The sequence below is a fragment of the Lysinibacillus sp. GW823-FHT06C08 genome (assembly GCF_058795135.1).
Map to the genome: position 1 here is coordinate 239,673 of NZ_JBXAHN010000004.1, position 17,527 is coordinate 257,199.

The window sequence follows — 17,527 nt, forward strand, 5'->3', positions numbered from 1 at the left end:
ATAACTAAGTTTTAGTAATGCACATTTGAAATTATGTCTCTTTATTTAACGACAATATTTACAAGTTTGCCTGGAATAACGATAACTTTTACTAAGCTCTTTCCTGCCATATATTCTTGTACTTTTTCATCTGCAAGCGCTATTTTTTCAATGTCTTCTTTTGAAGCATCTTTAGCTACGACAATTTTGGCACGAACTTTACCAGCAACTTGCACCGCTACTTCCACTTCATCATCTACAAGTTTTAACTCATCGTATGTTGGCCATTGCTCATAAGAAAGTGTTCCTTCATGACCTAATAGCTTCCAAAGCTCTTCTGCGATATGAGGAGCCATTGGTGCCAACATTTTAACAAAGCCTTCCGCATAAGCTGTTGGGATTACTTCAGCTTTATAGCAATCGTTGATAAATACCATCATTTGTGAAATAGCAGTATTAAAGCGGATACCTTCATAATCCTCTGTCACTTTTTTCACTGTTTGGTGGTATGATTTTTCTAATGTTGCATCATTAGACACTTGAATTTTCGCTGAAATCGTTCCATCCTCTTCATTGACAAGTAGACGCCAAATACGATCTAAGAAGCGACGTGCCCCATCTAAACCATTTGTAGACCAAGCTACAGAAGCCTCAAGTGGCCCCATGAACATTTCATAAAGACGCAATGTATCTGCACCATGTGACTCAATGATTTCGTCTGGGTTCACAACATTCCCTTTAGATTTAGACATTTTTTCATTACCTTCACCAAGAATCATACCTTGGTTAAATAATTTCTGGAATGGCTCTTTCGTATGAACAACGCCTAAATCATATAACACTTTATGCCAGAAGCGTGCGTATAGTAAATGCAATACAGCATGCTCTGCTCCACCAATATAAATATCAACTGGTAACCAGCGTTTTAGTAATTCTGGGTCTGCAATTGCTTCTGTATTGGTAGGATCGATATAGCGTAAGAAGTACCAGCTAGATCCTGCCCATTGCGGCATTGTATTTGTTTCACGGCGTCCCTTTTTACCTGTCTCTGGATCTACAACATTGACCCATTCTGCAATGTTAGCTAATGGTGATTCACCAGTTCCTGAAGGACGGATATTATCTGTTTTCGGTAGCATTAACGGTAATTCCGATTCTGGAACTGCTGTTATCGTACCATCTTCCCAATGGATCATTGGAATAGGCTCTCCCCAGTAACGCTGACGAGAGAATAGCCAGTCGCGCAGACGATAAGATATCTTCTTCTCTCCAACGCCTTTTTGCTCTAACCATTCAATTGCTTTAGCAATACCCTCTACTTTATTTAAGCCATTTAGGAAATCAGAGTTAATATGTTGCCCATCACCTGTAAATGCTTCTTTACTAATGTCCCCACCTTCAAGAACAGGAACAATGTCTAAATTGAATGCTGATGCAAATTCATAGTCACGCTCATCATGTGCAGGAACCGCCATAATAGCACCTGTTCCATAAGACACTAATACATAGTCTGCAATCCAAATTGGCACTTTTTTACCGTTAATCGGATTTACTGCATAGGCACCTGTAAATACGCCAGTTTTTTCTTTTGCTAAATCTGTACGCTCTAAATCAGACTTCATTTTAACTTTTTCTAAATAAGTTTCAACCGCTTGACGTTGATCAGCTGTCGTTATTTGTTCCACTAATTTATGCTCAGGTGCAAGCACACAATATGTAGCGCCAAATAGTGTATCAGGGCGAGTTGTGAACACGGTAAAGTTCTCATCAGTCCCATCGATACCAAATGTTACCTCTGCTCCTTCTGAACGTCCAATCCAGTTACGCTGCATATCTTTAATAGACTCTGGCCAATCAACTTCCTCTAAGTCATCAATTAAACGATCTGCATAGGCAGTAATTTTAAGCATCCATTGCTTCATTGGTCGACGTTCTACTGGATGTCCACCACGCTCTGATTTGCCATCAATTACTTCTTCATTCGCCAATACCGTACCAAGTGCTGGACACCAGTTAACAGCTACTTCATCCACATAAGCTAAACCTTTGTTATAAAGCTGGATAAAAATCCATTGTGTCCATTTATAATACTCTGGATCAGTCGTGTTAATTTCACGATCCCAATCATAGCTGAAACCTAGCTCTTGAATTTGACGTTTGAATGTCGCAATATTTTTCGCTGTAAATTCTGCCGGATCATTCCCCGTATCAAGTGCATATTGCTCCGCTGGTAAACCAAACGCATCCCAGCCCATTGGATGTAATACATTATAGCCTTGCATACGTTTAAAGCGTGATAGAATATCTGTCGCCGTATATCCTTCTGGATGTCCTACGTGTAGTCCAGCGCCAGATGGATATGGGAACATATCTAATGCAAAGAATTTAGGCTTTTCTGTTTCATTTTCAGTTTTGAATGTTTTGTTATCAGCCCAATATTGCTGCCACTTTTTTTCAATTTGTTGATGATTAAAACTCATTTTTTTTCCTCCTTCAATGAATCTTGCTGCTCTTCATTAGAATTGACAAAATATTTAAAAAATAAAAAAACTCGCCCCTTCCTTATAGAAGGGACGAGAGAATTTGCACTCCCGCGGTACCACCCAAATTAGTGATTACACTCGGCTCAAGCTTCCTTAACGCGGAAGAAACGACACACGCTATTTCACGCGGGCAGACTCAGTAGGCGAGTTCGATTTGCTTTCCTACTAGCTTTCACCAGCCGCTAGCTCTCTAAAAAGAACCACAAATCTACTATTCCTCATCACAGTCTTTACATGATATTGCATTTATTCTAATGGAAAGTATTGAAAAGCACAAGCCTTTGTTTACAGCTTACCCATTACTGAACAATTAATTCCTTTTTTTCCTCAGATTTAGAGAATTCTTTGCATTCATGAAAAGCAAAATGCTGACATCCAATACATCGATTTCTGTCCAAATAGCTGAAGGCTCTTGTAATCGCTTCTCCTGTATGCTGATAAAAATGATGGGCTCCAATTTTATCGTAAAGTCCATTTTGCTGAAGGGCTATCTTTAAGTCATCCTGTACCCCTGTTACCAAAATGTTGCCACCCTGTGCTGTAAAATTGTCAATGATATTGCTAAAATATGCTTCACCCGTAGAGTCCATAAAGGGCACTTTCCCCATGCGTAATATCAAAACTCTAGATTGCTGTTGTAAAGTGCTTGCTATCGTTTGTTCAAATCTTTGTGCTGCACCAAAGAACAGTGGACCTTCGATGGTATACAAGCTTATTTGTGGACAATCATGCTGTTGGTGAACGACATGATGCTGCACCTTCTCGCTTTTATTCGAATGGTCTGGTAGTACCTTTGTCACAACAAGCTTTTCACTCATGCGTTTTGCAAACAATAGCACGGCTAACACAAGCCCTACTTCTACCGCTAATGTAAGGCTAGTAAATACGGTTAATAAAAAGGTAATTAATAAAACGAGCGAATCACCAGATTTCAATTTTATAATATGAGCAAAATGCTTACGTTCACTCATATTCCAAGCAACTACCATTAATACGGGTGCCATACTTGCTAAAGGTATATGGGAAGCATATGGTGCTAATAACAATAAGGTGATTAATACAAACACACCATGGATGATACCCGACATTGGGGATACTGCCCCTGTTTTAATGTTAGTTGCAGTACGAGCAATCGCTCCTGTCGCAGGTATTCCTCCAAACATCGGCGTTACGATATTGGCAATTCCTTGACCGATTAGCTCTCGATTACTATTATGCTTGCTATTCGTCATCCCGTCTGCCACGACTGCAGATAACAACGACTCGATACCTCCAAGCATCGCGATGACAAATGCAGGTCCAATAAGCTGCTGTAGGCGCTCGATTGTAATAGTAGGTATTGCGAAATAGGGTAATGTATTAGGTATTTGACCATAGGCTGTGGCAATCGTAGCCACTTGACCTGAAAAAAAGAAAGTCGCCACAAGAGTGGAGACTATAATACCCACTAATGCACCGGGAACCTTTGGAAAGAATTTAGGTGTCATCATTATTGTTATGAAACAAATGACTGCTGTTAAAATACTGAAAATATTAGTAGTTCCAATTTGCTTTCCTATCTCTTGAATATTCGCTATAAAATACTCATGTCTTGTCATATTGGTTAGTCCTAAAAAATTGGCAATTTGACCTGTAAAAATAATTACTGCTATACCTGCTGTAAAACCAATTGTTACAGGACGGGGAATAAATTTTATTAAGGTCCCTAGCTTAAAAATGCCCATTAAGCAAAGCAATACCCCCGCCATTAAACCTGCCAGTAATAAATCCTCATAGCCATACGTTAGGACAATTCCTAAAAGAATCGGCACAAAAGCCCCTGTAGGTCCTCCAATTTGATATTTTGATCCACCAAAAATGGAAATCAAAACACCTGCAATACAAGCCGTATAAATACCATATTCAGGCTTTACACCTGATGCAATAGCAAAGGACATTGCAAGTGGAATAGCAACGATTCCAACAATGATTCCGGACAATAAATCCTTTTTAGCATGATGGACTGAATACCCTTCAAAACGTCCTGTAAACAGTGACTTCATAGATAAATCTTCCCTTCCCAATAATAAGCAAAGCATAACTTTTCCACATTATGGAGGTTACTTATTTTCTTCGTCACTATCATTACTTGTCATTTCCTCTAATCTTGAAATGGTATGAACTAAATGGTTATTAAAAATATCCTTGGCCACACCAAGTAATTCACCAATCATCGGATCGCTTAAAGAATAGTAAACTTTCTTGCCTTCTTTCACTCCATAAACGATATTTTTAGCGCGTAATACACTTAGCTGCTGAGAAACGGCGGATCCCTCTTTCTCTAAGCAATCTTGAATCTCATTGACACTCTTCTGACCTTCTACAAGAAGTTCCAGTATTCTAATACGTAATGGATGTGCTAACGCTTTAAAAAAATCTGCCTTAAACTGCTGCAATCCTTCTTCCATAAAATAAATCCCCCCATACAACTACATATTCAAATATTTGAATATGTATGATTGTAAGCCTATATTGATAATTTTTCAATATCCACTATGAAAAAAAGAGCAAACCAAGTGTGTAACACTCGATTTGCTCTTTGCATTTATTCACTATGAATCTACTACTATGTTGTTCTTCTTGAGAGGATAATCATAAATAAGACATGGTATAATCGCGAACAGCACAATGACTACTAAAGTTAAAACGAGAGGAATCATGCCATATTGATCCACCATAATTCCACCAAACAAAGGACCGATCATACGTCCACCAGTCGCAGCACTGTTAATAATACCCTGATAGAAGCCTTGTCGACCTTTTGGGGCAAGTTGATTTGCAATAGTTGGTAATGCTGGTGTATAAAACATTTCTCCGAAAGTTAAGACAAGCATGGCTACACCAAACATTTTAAAATCACTCGCAAACGCGATAATACCAAAGGATATAGCGATTAAGATGACACCAAAAACCAATTGACGTTTTAACTGATGCTCCCAACGTTTGATAAGCGGTGCAATGAGCGGCTGCCCTATCACAATTAGCAGACCATTAATCGTCCATAGTAAACTATACTGCTTTAATCCTAAACCTAAATCTTGCGTATAGGATGAAATTGTTGCACTCCATTGCGAATAGGCTAGCCAACATAAAACGGAGGATGAACTAATGATTAATAAGGCATAGAATGGTGCCTTGTTAATGATTCGCTTACTTTCACCAACCACATTCTTTGGTGCAATACTCCCTACCTCTAAACGTTTAAATGTCAGCAAAGCAATAATAAAGAATAAAATATACATCCCTAAATTGACCTTAAACACATAGTCAAATTGATAATCGGCCACCACACCTGCAAGTGCAGGACCTACAGCTACACCCACATTTTGAGCCAAATAGATGGCATTAAAGGCCTTTCGCCCACCCTCTGGCCAGGCTGCTCCAGCCAATGCGAACATACTAGGAAAAACAATACCCCCACTAAAGCCTAATATCGTTAAAAACCATACATAATGCGGCCACCCGTGCCAAAGCGTTAAGCCTATTAATGAAGCAATTGTTAAAAGGATTCCAAGCATGATGGCTTTATAACCACCTATTCTATCAAATAGGTAACCACCTAATAGATTGCCTAAAACACCCGCAGCAGAATTTAGCATCAGGACAAAGCCAGCCATCGCCAGCGTTTTCCCTAAATAATCATGCATATATATGGCATTTAAAGGCCATAAAAATGAGTTGCCTGTTGTGTTCACAAGCATTCCGATAATTAAAAACCAAACACGTTTTGGCATTTGATGTCCTCCATTATTTCGCGTCTCTAAATAGCTAGTTTATGCTGAAATACTTAAAAGTACAAGGAAAATAATTTTACCTTTTTTACAATTTATTAAAGGCTATGAATAGCTATAATTCACTAGATCCAAGCGAAAATTGGAGCAACATCTTTCATGATATATCCTTACCCCATGACGGAACGAGATGCTCATGATAAAATAAGGCGTTAGAGGAGTGAAATAGATGACAGAAATTAATTTTCCTTTTCCTTCTGAAGGGAAAAGATACTATACATGGAATCGCTATTTACGCGATCAATTTGGTCACAAAGTATTTAAAGTAGCATTAGATGCTGGCTTTGATTGTCCAAACCGTGATGGTACGGTTGCCTTTGGCGGCTGTACATTTTGCAGCGCTGCAGGCTCAGGTGATTTTGCAGGCAACAAGGTTGATCCGATTGAAGTTCAATTCGCTGAAATTCGAGACAAAATGCACCAAAAATGGAAAGACGGCAAATATATGGCTTATTTTCAGGCCTATACGAATACACATGCCCCGCTCCCAGTGTTAAAGGAAAAATTCGAAGCTGCTTTGGCGCAGGAAGGTGTTATAGGTCTTTCTATTGCTACTCGACCTGATTGTTTACCAGATGATGTTGTAGAATATTTAGCAGAATTAAACAAGCGTACGTATTTATGGATTGAGCTTGGTCTTCAAACCGTTCATGAAAAAACTGCCAATCTTATTAATCGTGCACATGATTATGCAACCTATGTGGAGGGCGTTGAAAAACTTCGAAAGCATGGTATTCGTGTTTGCTCACATATTATAAATGGTCTACCGCTTGAAGATTATGACATGATGATGGAAACTGCACGAGCAGTGGCGAAGCTAGATGTCCAAGGTATTAAAATCCACTTACTTCATTTATTAAAAGGGACACCAATGGTGAAGCAATATGAAAAAGGGATGCTCGAGTTTTTAGATCAGGATGTTTATACAAAACTAGTCGCTGATCAGCTAGAAATTTTACCACCCGATATGGTCATTCATCGCATTACAGGTGATGGACCTATAGATTTAATGATTGGTCCAATGTGGAGCGTTAATAAATGGGAAGTATTGAATGGCATCGATGCCGAATTGGAGCGCCGTGGTAGTTGGCAGGGGAAATTTTATAAGACTGAGGTTGTTAAATGAAACTACAACGAGTTTTACAATATGCTCAACAGCTACTAAAAGATAGTGTGGAAGAAGGAGATACAGTTGTTGACGCCACTGCCGGAAATGGCCATGATACGCTGTTTTTAGCACAGCTAGTCGGGGATGAAGGACAAGTTTATGCTTTTGATGTCCAAAAAGAAGCAGTCGACGCAACACTACATCGTCTACTAGACCATGGTTTAGAACATCGCGCCCTTGTTTTAAATAAAGGGCATGAAGAAGTAGCCAATTTCGTACACAAGAAAGTAGCCGCAGCCATTTTTAATCTCGGCTATTTGCCGGGTGGCAATCATGATATTATTACCAAGCCTAGTACAACGATTCAGGCTATTGAAGACTTGCTTAAGCTTTTAAAGGTTGGCGGTTTAATCATCCTTGTTATTTATCATGGTCACCCTGGTGGCAAAGAAGAACGAGATACTGTAATAGACTTTGTCAGCCAACTTCCACAAAAATATGTCCATGTCTTAAAATACGAATTTCTCAATCAGCAAAATGACCCTCCATTCGTCATTGCGTTAGAAAAGATGAAGGATTATCCTAATTTATAGACAATTTAAAAGGCTAACTAATAGTATAGTGGGAACTATTAGTTAGCCTTTCTCTTTACCTATTTATTTTTACGTTTTTCATTATAGTCTACCCAGAAATCTGCGCCTTTAATGCCTAGTTTACGAGGATCAAAGACAGGGTCTTTTCCTTCTTTTTTCTGTTTCTCGTAATCTTTTAAAGCAACGATAGCCGGTTTCATAATAATTAAAATGGCTAAAACGTTAATCCATACCATCAGACCAAGACCTACATCCCCCATTGCCCAAGCGAGTCCAGACGTACGGATTGTGCCATAGAATGCTGCAATTAAAATCGCTATTTTCGCAATCCAGATGAAGACCTTTTCGGTACTACCTCTAAATAAATAAGCCACATTTGTTTCAGCGATATAGTAATACGCCATAATCGTTGTAAAGGCAAAGAAGAATAGTGCGATAGCTACAAATGGTGCACCAAGTCCAGGTAAGGATGATTCAACTGCATATTGCGTATACGCAGCACCTTCCTGAATACTCTTAGCAAATGTCATTTGCTCATCACCCGTTAAGCCGCCTTTATTGAATTCCCCAACATGGATAAATGGATCTGTTCCTTCGGCTGCCTTTTCATCTTGTACATTATACATACCCGTAAATAAAATCATAAAGGCTGTAGCTGAACAAATTAATAAGGTATCAATGTATACAGACGCTGCTTGGACAATCCCTTGTTTAGCAGGGTGGGATACTTCTGCTGCGGCAGCTGGGTGCGCCCCAGTCCCTTGACCAGCCTCATTTGAATAGATTCCTCGTTTCACACCCCAAGCAATTGCGGAGCCAATAATACCTCCAAATATTTCTTGTGCTCCAAATGCACTTGAGAAAATTAAAGCAAAGACGGATGGTACCTCTGAAATATTCATAGCGATTATAATAATTGCCATAATAATATAGGCTATTGCCATGAACGGTACAATTACCTGTGCAGCGTTGGCAATCGATTTAACGCCCCCAATAATGATAGCACCAAGTAAAACGACAATAATTAGTCCTGTAATCCAAGTTTCAATACCGAAAGCGTTTTCAACAGCTCCTGCAATGGCATTCGATTGCACACCTGGCATAAGTATTAACATAGCAATCAAAGCAGCTACAGCGAAAATCACTGCAAACCATTTTTGACCCATTCCTTTTTCTATGTAATAGGCCGGTCCACCACGATATTCAGTATCTTTCTCTTCTTTATAGATTTGCGCTAATGTTGATTCTACATATGCGGTTGCCGCACCAATAAAAGCAATTGCCCACATCCAAAAGACAGCACCAGGTCCACCCATCCCAATAGCTGTTGCAGTACCGGCAATATTCCCTGTACCTACACGACCCGATAGTGCGATAGACATTGCTTGGAAGGAGGAAATCCCCTTTTCTGATTTCTCCCCCTTAAACATTAACACAAACATATCTTTAATAAGTCTTACTTGCAGGAATCTTGTAATGACTGAGAAAAAAAGCCCAATCAACAAGATACCATAAATAAACCAAGGTCCCCATAATATGTCATTCAATTTGCCAACAACTACATCCATCTTACCCCTCCAATTTGAATTACCTTACTTTAAGTCACTATATTATTACACTTTTCAGAAAATTACAATATTATATTTAAGTAACAATATTTAAGTAAGGATCCTATTATTTGGAAGGTGTCGAAACTATTTTATTATATATCCAATCCGTCTAAGAGCATTATTGATAAAATCTCGAATATACATAAAAATCTCTTCACGCTCTACTTCATGAAATAAATTATGATAACAATTTGCCCATTCTTTAAATTGAAACTCGGTTAGCTCTTGCTGATGAAGCCAATTGCGCATTTGTCGAGTTTCCGTAATTTTATCTTTTTCAGCTGTCATAATTAACATAGGCATATTAGGAAATTCATGCTTAGGTAGCATAACTAAATTTTTCATCATCTGTTGAAGCTCACGATACCATTTCACTGAAACAACAGACATAAATGGAATATCATCCTTCATTTCCTCTCTACCCTCAACACTGCGCGTTAATGTTTCAAATGTCAGGTCATGCGTCAATTTAACATTTGCTGTTAATGCACTCAAACTCGTTAAAGCATTTGATAATTTACCTGGTAAAAGCTTCAAATGCAGCCAGGGTGATGTCAAAATAATACCTGCACACTCATACTTTTTCTTTTGCATGGTATGAAGAACTAAAGTAGCGCCTAATCCATGCCCTATTACAAAGGTTGGCAAATTATATGAAAAGGCATTCTCAATGAGATTTCTTGTATATTTATTGTACAATTTGAAGTCCTCATCATGGACACGCGCAAATCTTGCATTGATGCCATGATTCGGTAGATCCCCCATGACTATGTGGAAGCCTTCCATTCTTAATTTTTCTATAAGCCATGCATACCAACGGTGGTTTTCATAAGCACCATGAAGAATAGCAATCACAGCCTTTGCTTGTCCATCAGCTTCCCATTTCCACATTCACATAGTCCTCCTAAAAAATAATTACAATTTGATTATATCGAAATAACAGCACATTTTAATTTTATATTTCCTTAAAGTTGCGTATTTGATACGATAATACTATATCTACAGAAAGAAAAGAGGCGATTCTCATGATTTATCCATTTAAAGATAAAACACCAAAGATCGATCCATCTGTTTTTATTGCCGATTATGCAACTGTTACCGGAGACGTAACAATTGGAGCTGAAACAACTATTTGGTTTAATACCGTAATTCGTGGCGATGTTTCACCAACAATTATTGGTGAACGGGTAAGTATCCAAGATCTTTGCTGCTTACATCAAAGTCCTAGGTTTCCACTCATCATTGAAGATGAGGTCACAGTAGGACACCAAGTGACTTTACATAGCTGTACCATTCGAAAAAATGCCTTAATCGGTATGGGCTCCATTATTTTAGACGGAGCAGAGATTGGAGAGGGTGCATTTATTGGAGCCGGAAGTCTTGTGCCTCCTGGTAAAGTCATACCTCCAAATAGCTTAGCATTAGGTCGTCCAGCGAAAGTTGTCCGAGAATTAAACGCTGAGGATAAAGAGGATATGGAGCGTATCGTACGTGAATACGTAGAAAAAGGTCAGTATTATAAATCTCTACAAAAATAAAAGCTTATAAAGAATACATTCATTATAAAAAATCCCTCGCTTTCCATGACCATTGTTCAAGGAATAAAGGCGGGGCATTTTTGCAAAAAAACAAAAGGGGCAGAAAAGCCCCTTTTGTTCATCATACATTAGAATAATTTTCTAACGACTTCAGCACTTTAGCACAATAGTTTACAGACGTGCTTTTACACGTAATGCGTCAGCTTTATCAGTTTGTTCCCATGGTACATTTAAATCTGTACGACCGAAGTGACCATAGGCTGCAGTTTGTTTATAAATTGGACGACGAAGATCAAGCATTTTAATAATTCCTGCTGGGCGTAAATCAAATAGCTCACGAACCCATTCTACGATTTCGCTTTCCTTCACTTTTCCTGTACCAAATGTATCAACAGCAATGGAAACAGGCTGTGCCACGCCAATTGCATACGCCAACTGGACTTCAGCGCGTTCTGCTAAACCAGCTGCTACAATATTTTTAGCTACATAACGTGCCGCATAGGCAGCTGAACGGTCAACTTTTGTTGCATCCTTACCTGAGAATGCACCGCCACCGTGTCGTGCATAGCCACCGTATGTATCAACAATTATCTTACGGCCCGTTAAACCAGCATCTCCTTTTGGCCCACCAATGACGAAACGGCCAGTCGGATTGATAAAGTATTTTGTTTTTGTATCTAATAATTCGCTTGGCACAACAGGAGCAATCACAAGTTGTTTTAGATCAGCCTGAATTTGTTCAAGTGTTGCTTCTTCATCATGCTGTGTTGAAATAACAATTGTATCGACACGTACAGGTACGTTATTGTCATCGTATTCAATTGTTACTTGTGTTTTACCATCGGGGCGTAAATAAGCTAGCTCACCAGATTTACGAACTTCAGTTAAACGACGTGCTAACTTATGAGCTAAGCTAATTGGTAACGGCATTAGCTCAGGTGTTTCATTACATGCATAGCCAAACATTAAGCCTTGGTCCCCTGCACCAATTGCTTCAATATCTGCATCTGTCATAGAACCCTCACGAGCCTCTAAAGCTTGGTCAACACCTTGAGCAATATCTGGAGATTGCTCACCAATTGCTACAAGTACCGCTAAATTTTCAGCATCAAAGCCATATTTCCCACGTGTATATCCGATTTCTGCCACAGTATCACGTACAATACCTTTGATATCTACATAAGTAGAAGTAGTAATTTCTCCCGCTACTAATACTAATCCTGTTGTTACAGTTGTCTCACACGCTACACGTGCATTTGGATCTTCTGCTAAAATAGCATCTAATATGGCATCCGAAATCTGGTCACAAATTTTATCTGGATGCCCTTCTGTTACACTTTCTGATGTAAACAGTCGACGTTTTGTCATTTAGTTTTCCTCCTATTACTCTTACAAAAAGTATTTGAATACGGTACTCATTACCCATGTCAAGTCCGCTCCTAAGGATTGAACTCTCAAGCCGCTGTTGTTGTCATTTCACTTTACGTGAAAAAATAACTGCTACTTTTAACACGAGGATTTCGAAAGATCCGTCATTATAATAAGGAAAGAACTACATATACTTACCTTTACATTGATTTTTAACAATAAAAAAATCCTTTACTCACGTTACTATACATGAGGAAAGGAATAATGACTTCGTTACCTTTCACTCTTATCGTTCAAGGGATTTTCCCTTGCATCAGGTTGGCACCAACGCATGTCGTGAAATAATTCATGCAGGTTGCCGGGTTTCACAGGGCCTGACCCTCCACCAGCTCGGGATAAGAGTATCCGTTCAATTTTCATGTTACTGAAAAGGTAGAACGTTGTCAAATATTTTCTTATGTATTACTGTATAGTAAGGAAGGAACAAATAATCACCATAAAAATTTTCATTCTTGGGTGATGATGTAAACAGAAGAAAATTAATCCCTACAACATACCTAGCATCTTGTGGTAACATATGTGTGGCTCAAATTTTAGACAATTTACTGTAGCATTGAATGTTTTCTACTCGAAAAACATTATTTTTTGTCAGTTTATTGAAAAGTAATAAAAACTCTAAAATAATTTCTTAATTAGTATAGATTATTTAACCAATTGTGTTATACTATTTTTGAAATTAAGAAAAAATCCCTCTAAATCAAGGGAATACTATAAAAAAGGATGGTATTTAATCGATGAATTCAGTAGAAATTGCAAACGAACTGAAGGAATTATTAAGCGGCGGTAACATTAACGTTCAACTTTCAGTACCACAATTAGCAGAAAAAGCTACTTCTCGTGGTGAGGCAATGTTAACAGTAGATGGCGCAGTTCGTGCAGAAACTGGCAAATACACTGGTCGTTCACCTAAAGATAAATATACAGTAGAAGAAGAAAGCACAAAAGATCAAATTGACTGGGGTAAAGTCAATCAACCAATTTCCTCTGAAGTGTTCGATAACCTGTATGTAAAAGTAATAAAATATTTAAAAGAACAAGATGAATTATTTGTATTCAAAGGCTTTGCTGGTGCTGACAAAGATTCACAATTAAGCATCCAAGTTATTAATGAATACGCTTGGCACAACCTTTTCGCTCATCAATTATTTATCCGTCCAACTAAAGACGAATTAGCTTCGCATGTTGCAGACTTCACTGTCATCTCAGCTCCTAACTTTAAAGCAGATCCTGCGGTTGACGGTACTGCTTCTGAAACATTCATCATTGTATCACTTGAAAAGAAAATTATCTTAATTGGTGGTACTGAATATGCTGGTGAAATGAAAAAATCTATTTTCGGTATTATGAACTACTTATTACCACAACAAGGTATCCTTTCTATGCACTGTTCAGCAAACGTTGGTGAAGCTGGCGATGTAGCATTATTCTTCGGTCTATCTGGTACTGGTAAAACAACATTATCCGCTGATCCAGACCGTAAGCTTATCGGTGACGATGAACACGGCTGGTCTGATAATGGTGTATTCAATATTGAGGGTGGTTGCTATGCAAAAACGATCAACCTTTCTGCTGAGAAAGAACCAGAAATCTACAATGCAATCCGCTTCGGCTCTGTTTTAGAAAACGTAGCTGTTGATCCAGAAACTCGTATTTGTGATTATGATGATGGATCATTAACAGAAAATACACGTGTAGCTTATCCGATTCAATACATCGAAAACATTGTTGATCCTTCTGTAGCAGGTCATCCAAAAACAATCATCTTCCTAACAGCTGATGCGTTTGGCGTTTTACCTCCTATCAGTAAATTAACAAAAGAGCAAGCTATGTATCACTTCTTAAGTGGTTTCACTTCAAAACTTGCTGGAACTGAACGTGGTGTAACAGAGCCAGAACCAGTATTCTCTACTTGCTTCGGTTCTCCATTCCTTCCACTTCCTGCAACAGTTTATGCAGAAATGTTAGGTCAAAAAATTGACGAACATGGCGCACAGGTATTCCTAGTGAACACTGGTTGGACTGGTGGAGAATATGGTACTGGTAGCCGTATGAAGCTTTCTTATACACGTACAATGGTGCGCGCAGCTATCGATGGTAAATTAACAAATGTTGAAACGACACAAGATGCTGTATTTGGTTTACACATCCCAACAGCAGTTGAAGGTGTACCTTCACAAGTGTTAAATCCTCGTGAAGCATGGGCAGATAAAGCTGCATACGATGCAAAAGCTGCTGAACTTGCAGGTTTATTCAACGAAAACTTCCAGAAATTTGCAAACGTTTCTGAAGCCATCACTACACTTGGTGGCCCATTAAAATAACAACTAGAACAAGAAAAGGGAACGAGATAATTCGTTCTCTTTTTCTTTCCCATAAAACATAGATGAAGCTAATATAGGGAGATACATATGAAAAGAAAATACAAATTACTAGTAGCAATCATTACTATATTATTGGCATTATTTATTGGTGCTGGTTTTTTTGCAGGCAACTACTTTTATAATCTGGCATTAAATCCGGATACTGATAAAACAGCTGTTCTAGATGCCCCCCATAATTTAATTGATAGCAATTCAAATGAGGCTCAAGAGAAAGAGGACCGTGAGCAATGGTTTAACAAGCATTATGAGGAGAAGGCTATTCAATCCTATGATTCTCTTAATCTGCATGCTTACGCTATCCAAAACAGCCAGCCCACGGACAAATGGGCAATTATTTTCCATGGCTATTCAAGTGATGGTACACAAATGACTAAGTATGCTAAACAATTTTATGATATGGGCTATCATGTGCTAATTCCCGATGCAAGAGGACATGGTCAAAGTGAAGGTGATTATATCGGCATGGGGTGGCATGATCGTTTTGATGTTGTTTCATGGATTGACGACATTGTAAACGGGAATAAAGATGCTGAAATTGTGCTATTTGGAGTTTCAATGGGAGGCGCCACTGTGATGATGGCTTCAGGCGAGGATTTGCCGTCAAATGTAAAGGCAATCATTGAGGATTGCGGTTATTCTTCCGTATGGGATGAATTTTCCTATCAATTACAAGCAATCTTTCACTTGCCTTCATTCCCAATTATGCAATTCTCTTCAGTCGTAACTAAATTAAAAGCAGGCTATACTCTGGGAGAAGCTAGTGCTGTTGATCAAGTGGCAAAATCGAAAACCCCTATGCTGTTTATTCATGGAGACAACGATACTTTTGTCCCTTCGACCATGTTGAATGACGTATATGAGGCAGCAAATGTACCGAAGCAAAAATTACTTGTCGAAGGTGCTGGTCATGGCGAGGCGGAAAGCGTAGCTGGCGAGCTCTATTGGGAAACGATTCAGTATTTCTTAGAAACTTATATGAAATAATAAAGTGCCCCTTCTTTTAGAATACCTATTCATCTCCAGATGATAGCTATTTAAGAAGGGGCCTTAATAATTTCATTTTCTAGTGTTGCTTCATCCATTCACAAAGAGCACGTACGGTTTCACGATTTTTAGCTGGCGGGTATTGGTGTGCATAATGAAGGTCATACCATGTTTCGTATGTTTTATTAGCATCGTCTAAGAAAAATGCCAGTTGTCTAGCATGCTCTATATCCACATTCTCATCCTGATAGCCATGAATAATTAACACTGGAGCTGTTATATGCTCTACTTCAAACAAAGGTGTACGAGCATCATAGGCTTCCGGTACACGGTTTGGTGTTCCTCCGATAACGCGTTTCATCATCCGTCGCATATCTGTACGTTCCCAGTAAGTGGCCGTTGCATCAGAAACTCCAGCCCATGTCACAACGGAAGTAATATCCCTTCGTAAAATTGCTGTCCATAGAGCCATGATGCCTCCACGCGAAAAGCCAAAAACATGAATATTATCATTGCAAAATTGCTTCAGTACATCAACAGCAAAAACAGCATCATAACGATCCGCCCCTGCAAACTCATCTTTGCCCTCGCCACCTCTATTTCCACGATAATACGGTGCAAAGACGATAAAGCCTTGAGCGGCAAATTGGGCAATACGTGAGGGTCTTACCATACCTATGCTTTGCATACCCCCTCTTAAATATAAAAAGCCATCATATGTACCCTCAGTTTTCGGCTCTGCTAGAAGTCCTTTTATTCGCAAGCCCTGTGACATATAAGTAATTTCAGTTAAACGTATTGCTGGATTGGGTGAAGGATAGGCGCGCTTTTCAACGATATCACCATTTTTTGTCACGTCGTTTCAACTCCTCCAGCATTTTCTTCATTCCTTCATCCTTCATATGAAAGCTCAAGTTTGGATGATGGGTAAATTCCTCATCAGATAACCACAGCATACCGGATGTTTCTAAATCAAATTCAATGTCCTCCTGCCCAGCAAATTGTGCAGTAAAAACCGTTTTACAAAATAATATGTCATCATGAACCGCATATTCTGCAAACCATTGAAGATTTTTCACACGGACACCGGTTTCTTCAAATACTTCCCTTATAGCTGCATCCTCTAGCGTTTCGCCTTTCTCCAATTTGCCACCTGGCACCTCGACACCACGTCGTTTATGTATAGTACATAGCCACTTATTTTGATGCTTTAATAAAACAAGGACGTGTTTGGGTTCTACGGTAGACTCCCCTCTCGTAAAACTCAATTCTACGCGCAGGCCATGTAAATCTGTAAATGTTAACATATCTTCAACCTCACGTTCTTTCATGCTGAATAACAGAAGTCATTTTTCATTGCCTTCACTTACAGGCATCGTGAATTCCTAATTTCTGTTTTGTTGGGATTGCATTTCCACTAAGTGCAAATCATTTAAATCCCTCTAGTTTATCTAAGTTAACTATAGAGTAATCATACAGAAACAAGCAACTTTAAATATAGTGTAAGCAAGCAAAAAAGCGTGCTTCAAATGA

General features: G+C 38.8%; 14 protein-coding genes, 1 riboswitch and 1 other annotated feature. Of the genes, 5 read left to right on the forward strand and 9 right to left on the reverse strand.

The window, feature by feature from the left end; genetic code table 11:
* Nucleotides 1-41 precede the first annotated feature (41 nt).
* The 4 genes from leuS to AC1Q6O_RS12820 all read right to left on the reverse strand — a co-directional run bounded on the left by leuS (nucleotide 42) and on the right by AC1Q6O_RS12820 (nucleotide 6,295).
* Nucleotides 42-2,459: a leucine--tRNA ligase gene (gene leuS, locus AC1Q6O_RS12805; RefSeq protein ID WP_107922374.1), complete on the reverse strand. Its 2,418-nt coding sequence runs from the start codon at nucleotides 2,457-2,459 to the stop codon at nucleotides 42-44.
* 86 nt (nucleotides 2,460-2,545) lie between these two features.
* Nucleotides 2,546-2,756, reverse strand: a binding site (T-box leader).
* A 65-nt stretch (nucleotides 2,757-2,821) separates the two neighbouring features.
* A complete protein-coding gene (locus tag AC1Q6O_RS12810) occupies nucleotides 2,822-4,564 on the reverse strand; it encodes a SulP family inorganic anion transporter (RefSeq protein WP_107922373.1) in 1,743 nt (580 codons plus the stop codon).
* Nucleotides 4,565-4,621: 57 nt separating this feature from the next.
* Complete coding sequence (locus AC1Q6O_RS12815) at nucleotides 4,622-4,969, reverse strand: ArsR/SmtB family transcription factor (protein WP_008176651.1); 348 nt, start codon at nucleotides 4,967-4,969, stop codon at nucleotides 4,622-4,624.
* Between the two features lie 144 nt (nucleotides 4,970-5,113).
* Nucleotides 5,114-6,295 carry an MDR family MFS transporter gene (locus tag AC1Q6O_RS12820; RefSeq protein ID WP_008176650.1) on the reverse strand — a complete coding sequence of 394 codons (1,182 nt, stop codon included), beginning with the start codon at nucleotides 6,293-6,295 and terminating at the stop codon, nucleotides 5,114-5,116.
* 226 nt (nucleotides 6,296-6,521) lie between these two features.
* Between AC1Q6O_RS12820 and mnmL the strand changes: the two genes are divergently transcribed.
* Both mnmL and mnmM read left to right on the forward strand, forming a co-directional pair.
* Nucleotides 6,522-7,478, forward strand: a complete 957-nt coding sequence (gene mnmL, locus AC1Q6O_RS12825) for a tRNA modification radical SAM protein MnmL/YtqA (protein ID WP_089985609.1) — start codon at nucleotides 6,522-6,524, stop codon at nucleotides 7,476-7,478.
* Nucleotides 7,475-8,053, forward strand: coding sequence for a tRNA 5-(aminomethyl)-2-thiouridylate-methyltransferase MnmM (mnmM, locus tag AC1Q6O_RS12830; RefSeq protein ID WP_089985606.1), 579 nt, complete (start codon nucleotides 7,475-7,477; stop codon nucleotides 8,051-8,053). The genes mnmL and mnmM overlap by 4 nt, the downstream gene beginning before the upstream one ends.
* A 59-nt stretch (nucleotides 8,054-8,112) precedes the next feature.
* Here the strand turns inward: mnmM and AC1Q6O_RS12835 are convergent, their stop codons facing one another.
* On the reverse strand, nucleotides 8,113-9,621 hold the full coding sequence (locus AC1Q6O_RS12835; RefSeq protein ID WP_008176644.1) for an alanine/glycine:cation symporter family protein: 1,509 nt from the start codon (nucleotides 9,619-9,621) through the stop codon (nucleotides 8,113-8,115).
* A 126-nt stretch (nucleotides 9,622-9,747) separates the two neighbouring features.
* A complete protein-coding gene (locus AC1Q6O_RS12840) occupies nucleotides 9,748-10,554 on the reverse strand; it encodes an alpha/beta hydrolase (RefSeq protein ID WP_008176643.1) in 807 nt (268 codons plus the stop codon).
* 134 nt (nucleotides 10,555-10,688) lie between these two features.
* Between AC1Q6O_RS12840 and AC1Q6O_RS12845 the strand changes: the two genes are divergently transcribed.
* On the forward strand, nucleotides 10,689-11,201 hold the full coding sequence (locus tag AC1Q6O_RS12845; protein ID WP_036220965.1) for a gamma carbonic anhydrase: 513 nt from the start codon (nucleotides 10,689-10,691) through the stop codon (nucleotides 11,199-11,201).
* Between the two features lie 171 nt (nucleotides 11,202-11,372).
* Here the strand turns inward: AC1Q6O_RS12845 and metK are convergent, their stop codons facing one another.
* Entirely contained in the window at nucleotides 11,373-12,569 is a 1,197-nt protein-coding gene (gene metK / locus AC1Q6O_RS12850; RefSeq protein ID WP_008176639.1) for a methionine adenosyltransferase, read from the reverse strand.
* A gap of 283 nt (nucleotides 12,570-12,852) precedes the next feature.
* A riboswitch (SAM riboswitch) is annotated at nucleotides 12,853-12,971 on the reverse strand.
* A gap of 392 nt (nucleotides 12,972-13,363) precedes the next feature.
* On the opposite strand from metK, the gene pckA reads away from it, so the two are divergent.
* Both pckA and AC1Q6O_RS12860 read left to right on the forward strand, forming a co-directional pair.
* A complete protein-coding gene (gene pckA / locus AC1Q6O_RS12855) occupies nucleotides 13,364-14,950 on the forward strand; it encodes a phosphoenolpyruvate carboxykinase (ATP) (protein WP_089985604.1) in 1,587 nt (528 codons plus the stop codon).
* Between the two features lie 87 nt (nucleotides 14,951-15,037).
* Complete coding sequence (locus AC1Q6O_RS12860) at nucleotides 15,038-15,994, forward strand: alpha/beta hydrolase (RefSeq protein WP_089985603.1); 957 nt, start codon at nucleotides 15,038-15,040, stop codon at nucleotides 15,992-15,994.
* Between the two features lie 79 nt (nucleotides 15,995-16,073).
* Here the strand turns inward: AC1Q6O_RS12860 and AC1Q6O_RS12865 are convergent, their stop codons facing one another.
* Nucleotides 16,074-16,850 (reverse strand): prolyl oligopeptidase family serine peptidase, encoded by a 777-nt coding sequence (locus AC1Q6O_RS12865; protein WP_239354785.1) that lies wholly within the window; start codon nucleotides 16,848-16,850, stop codon nucleotides 16,074-16,076.
* Complete coding sequence (locus AC1Q6O_RS12870; protein ID WP_342530487.1) at nucleotides 16,834-17,325, reverse strand: NUDIX domain-containing protein; 492 nt, start codon at nucleotides 17,323-17,325, stop codon at nucleotides 16,834-16,836. The genes AC1Q6O_RS12865 and AC1Q6O_RS12870 overlap by 17 nt, the downstream gene beginning before the upstream one ends.
* Between the last annotated feature and the right edge of the window lie 202 nt (nucleotides 17,326-17,527).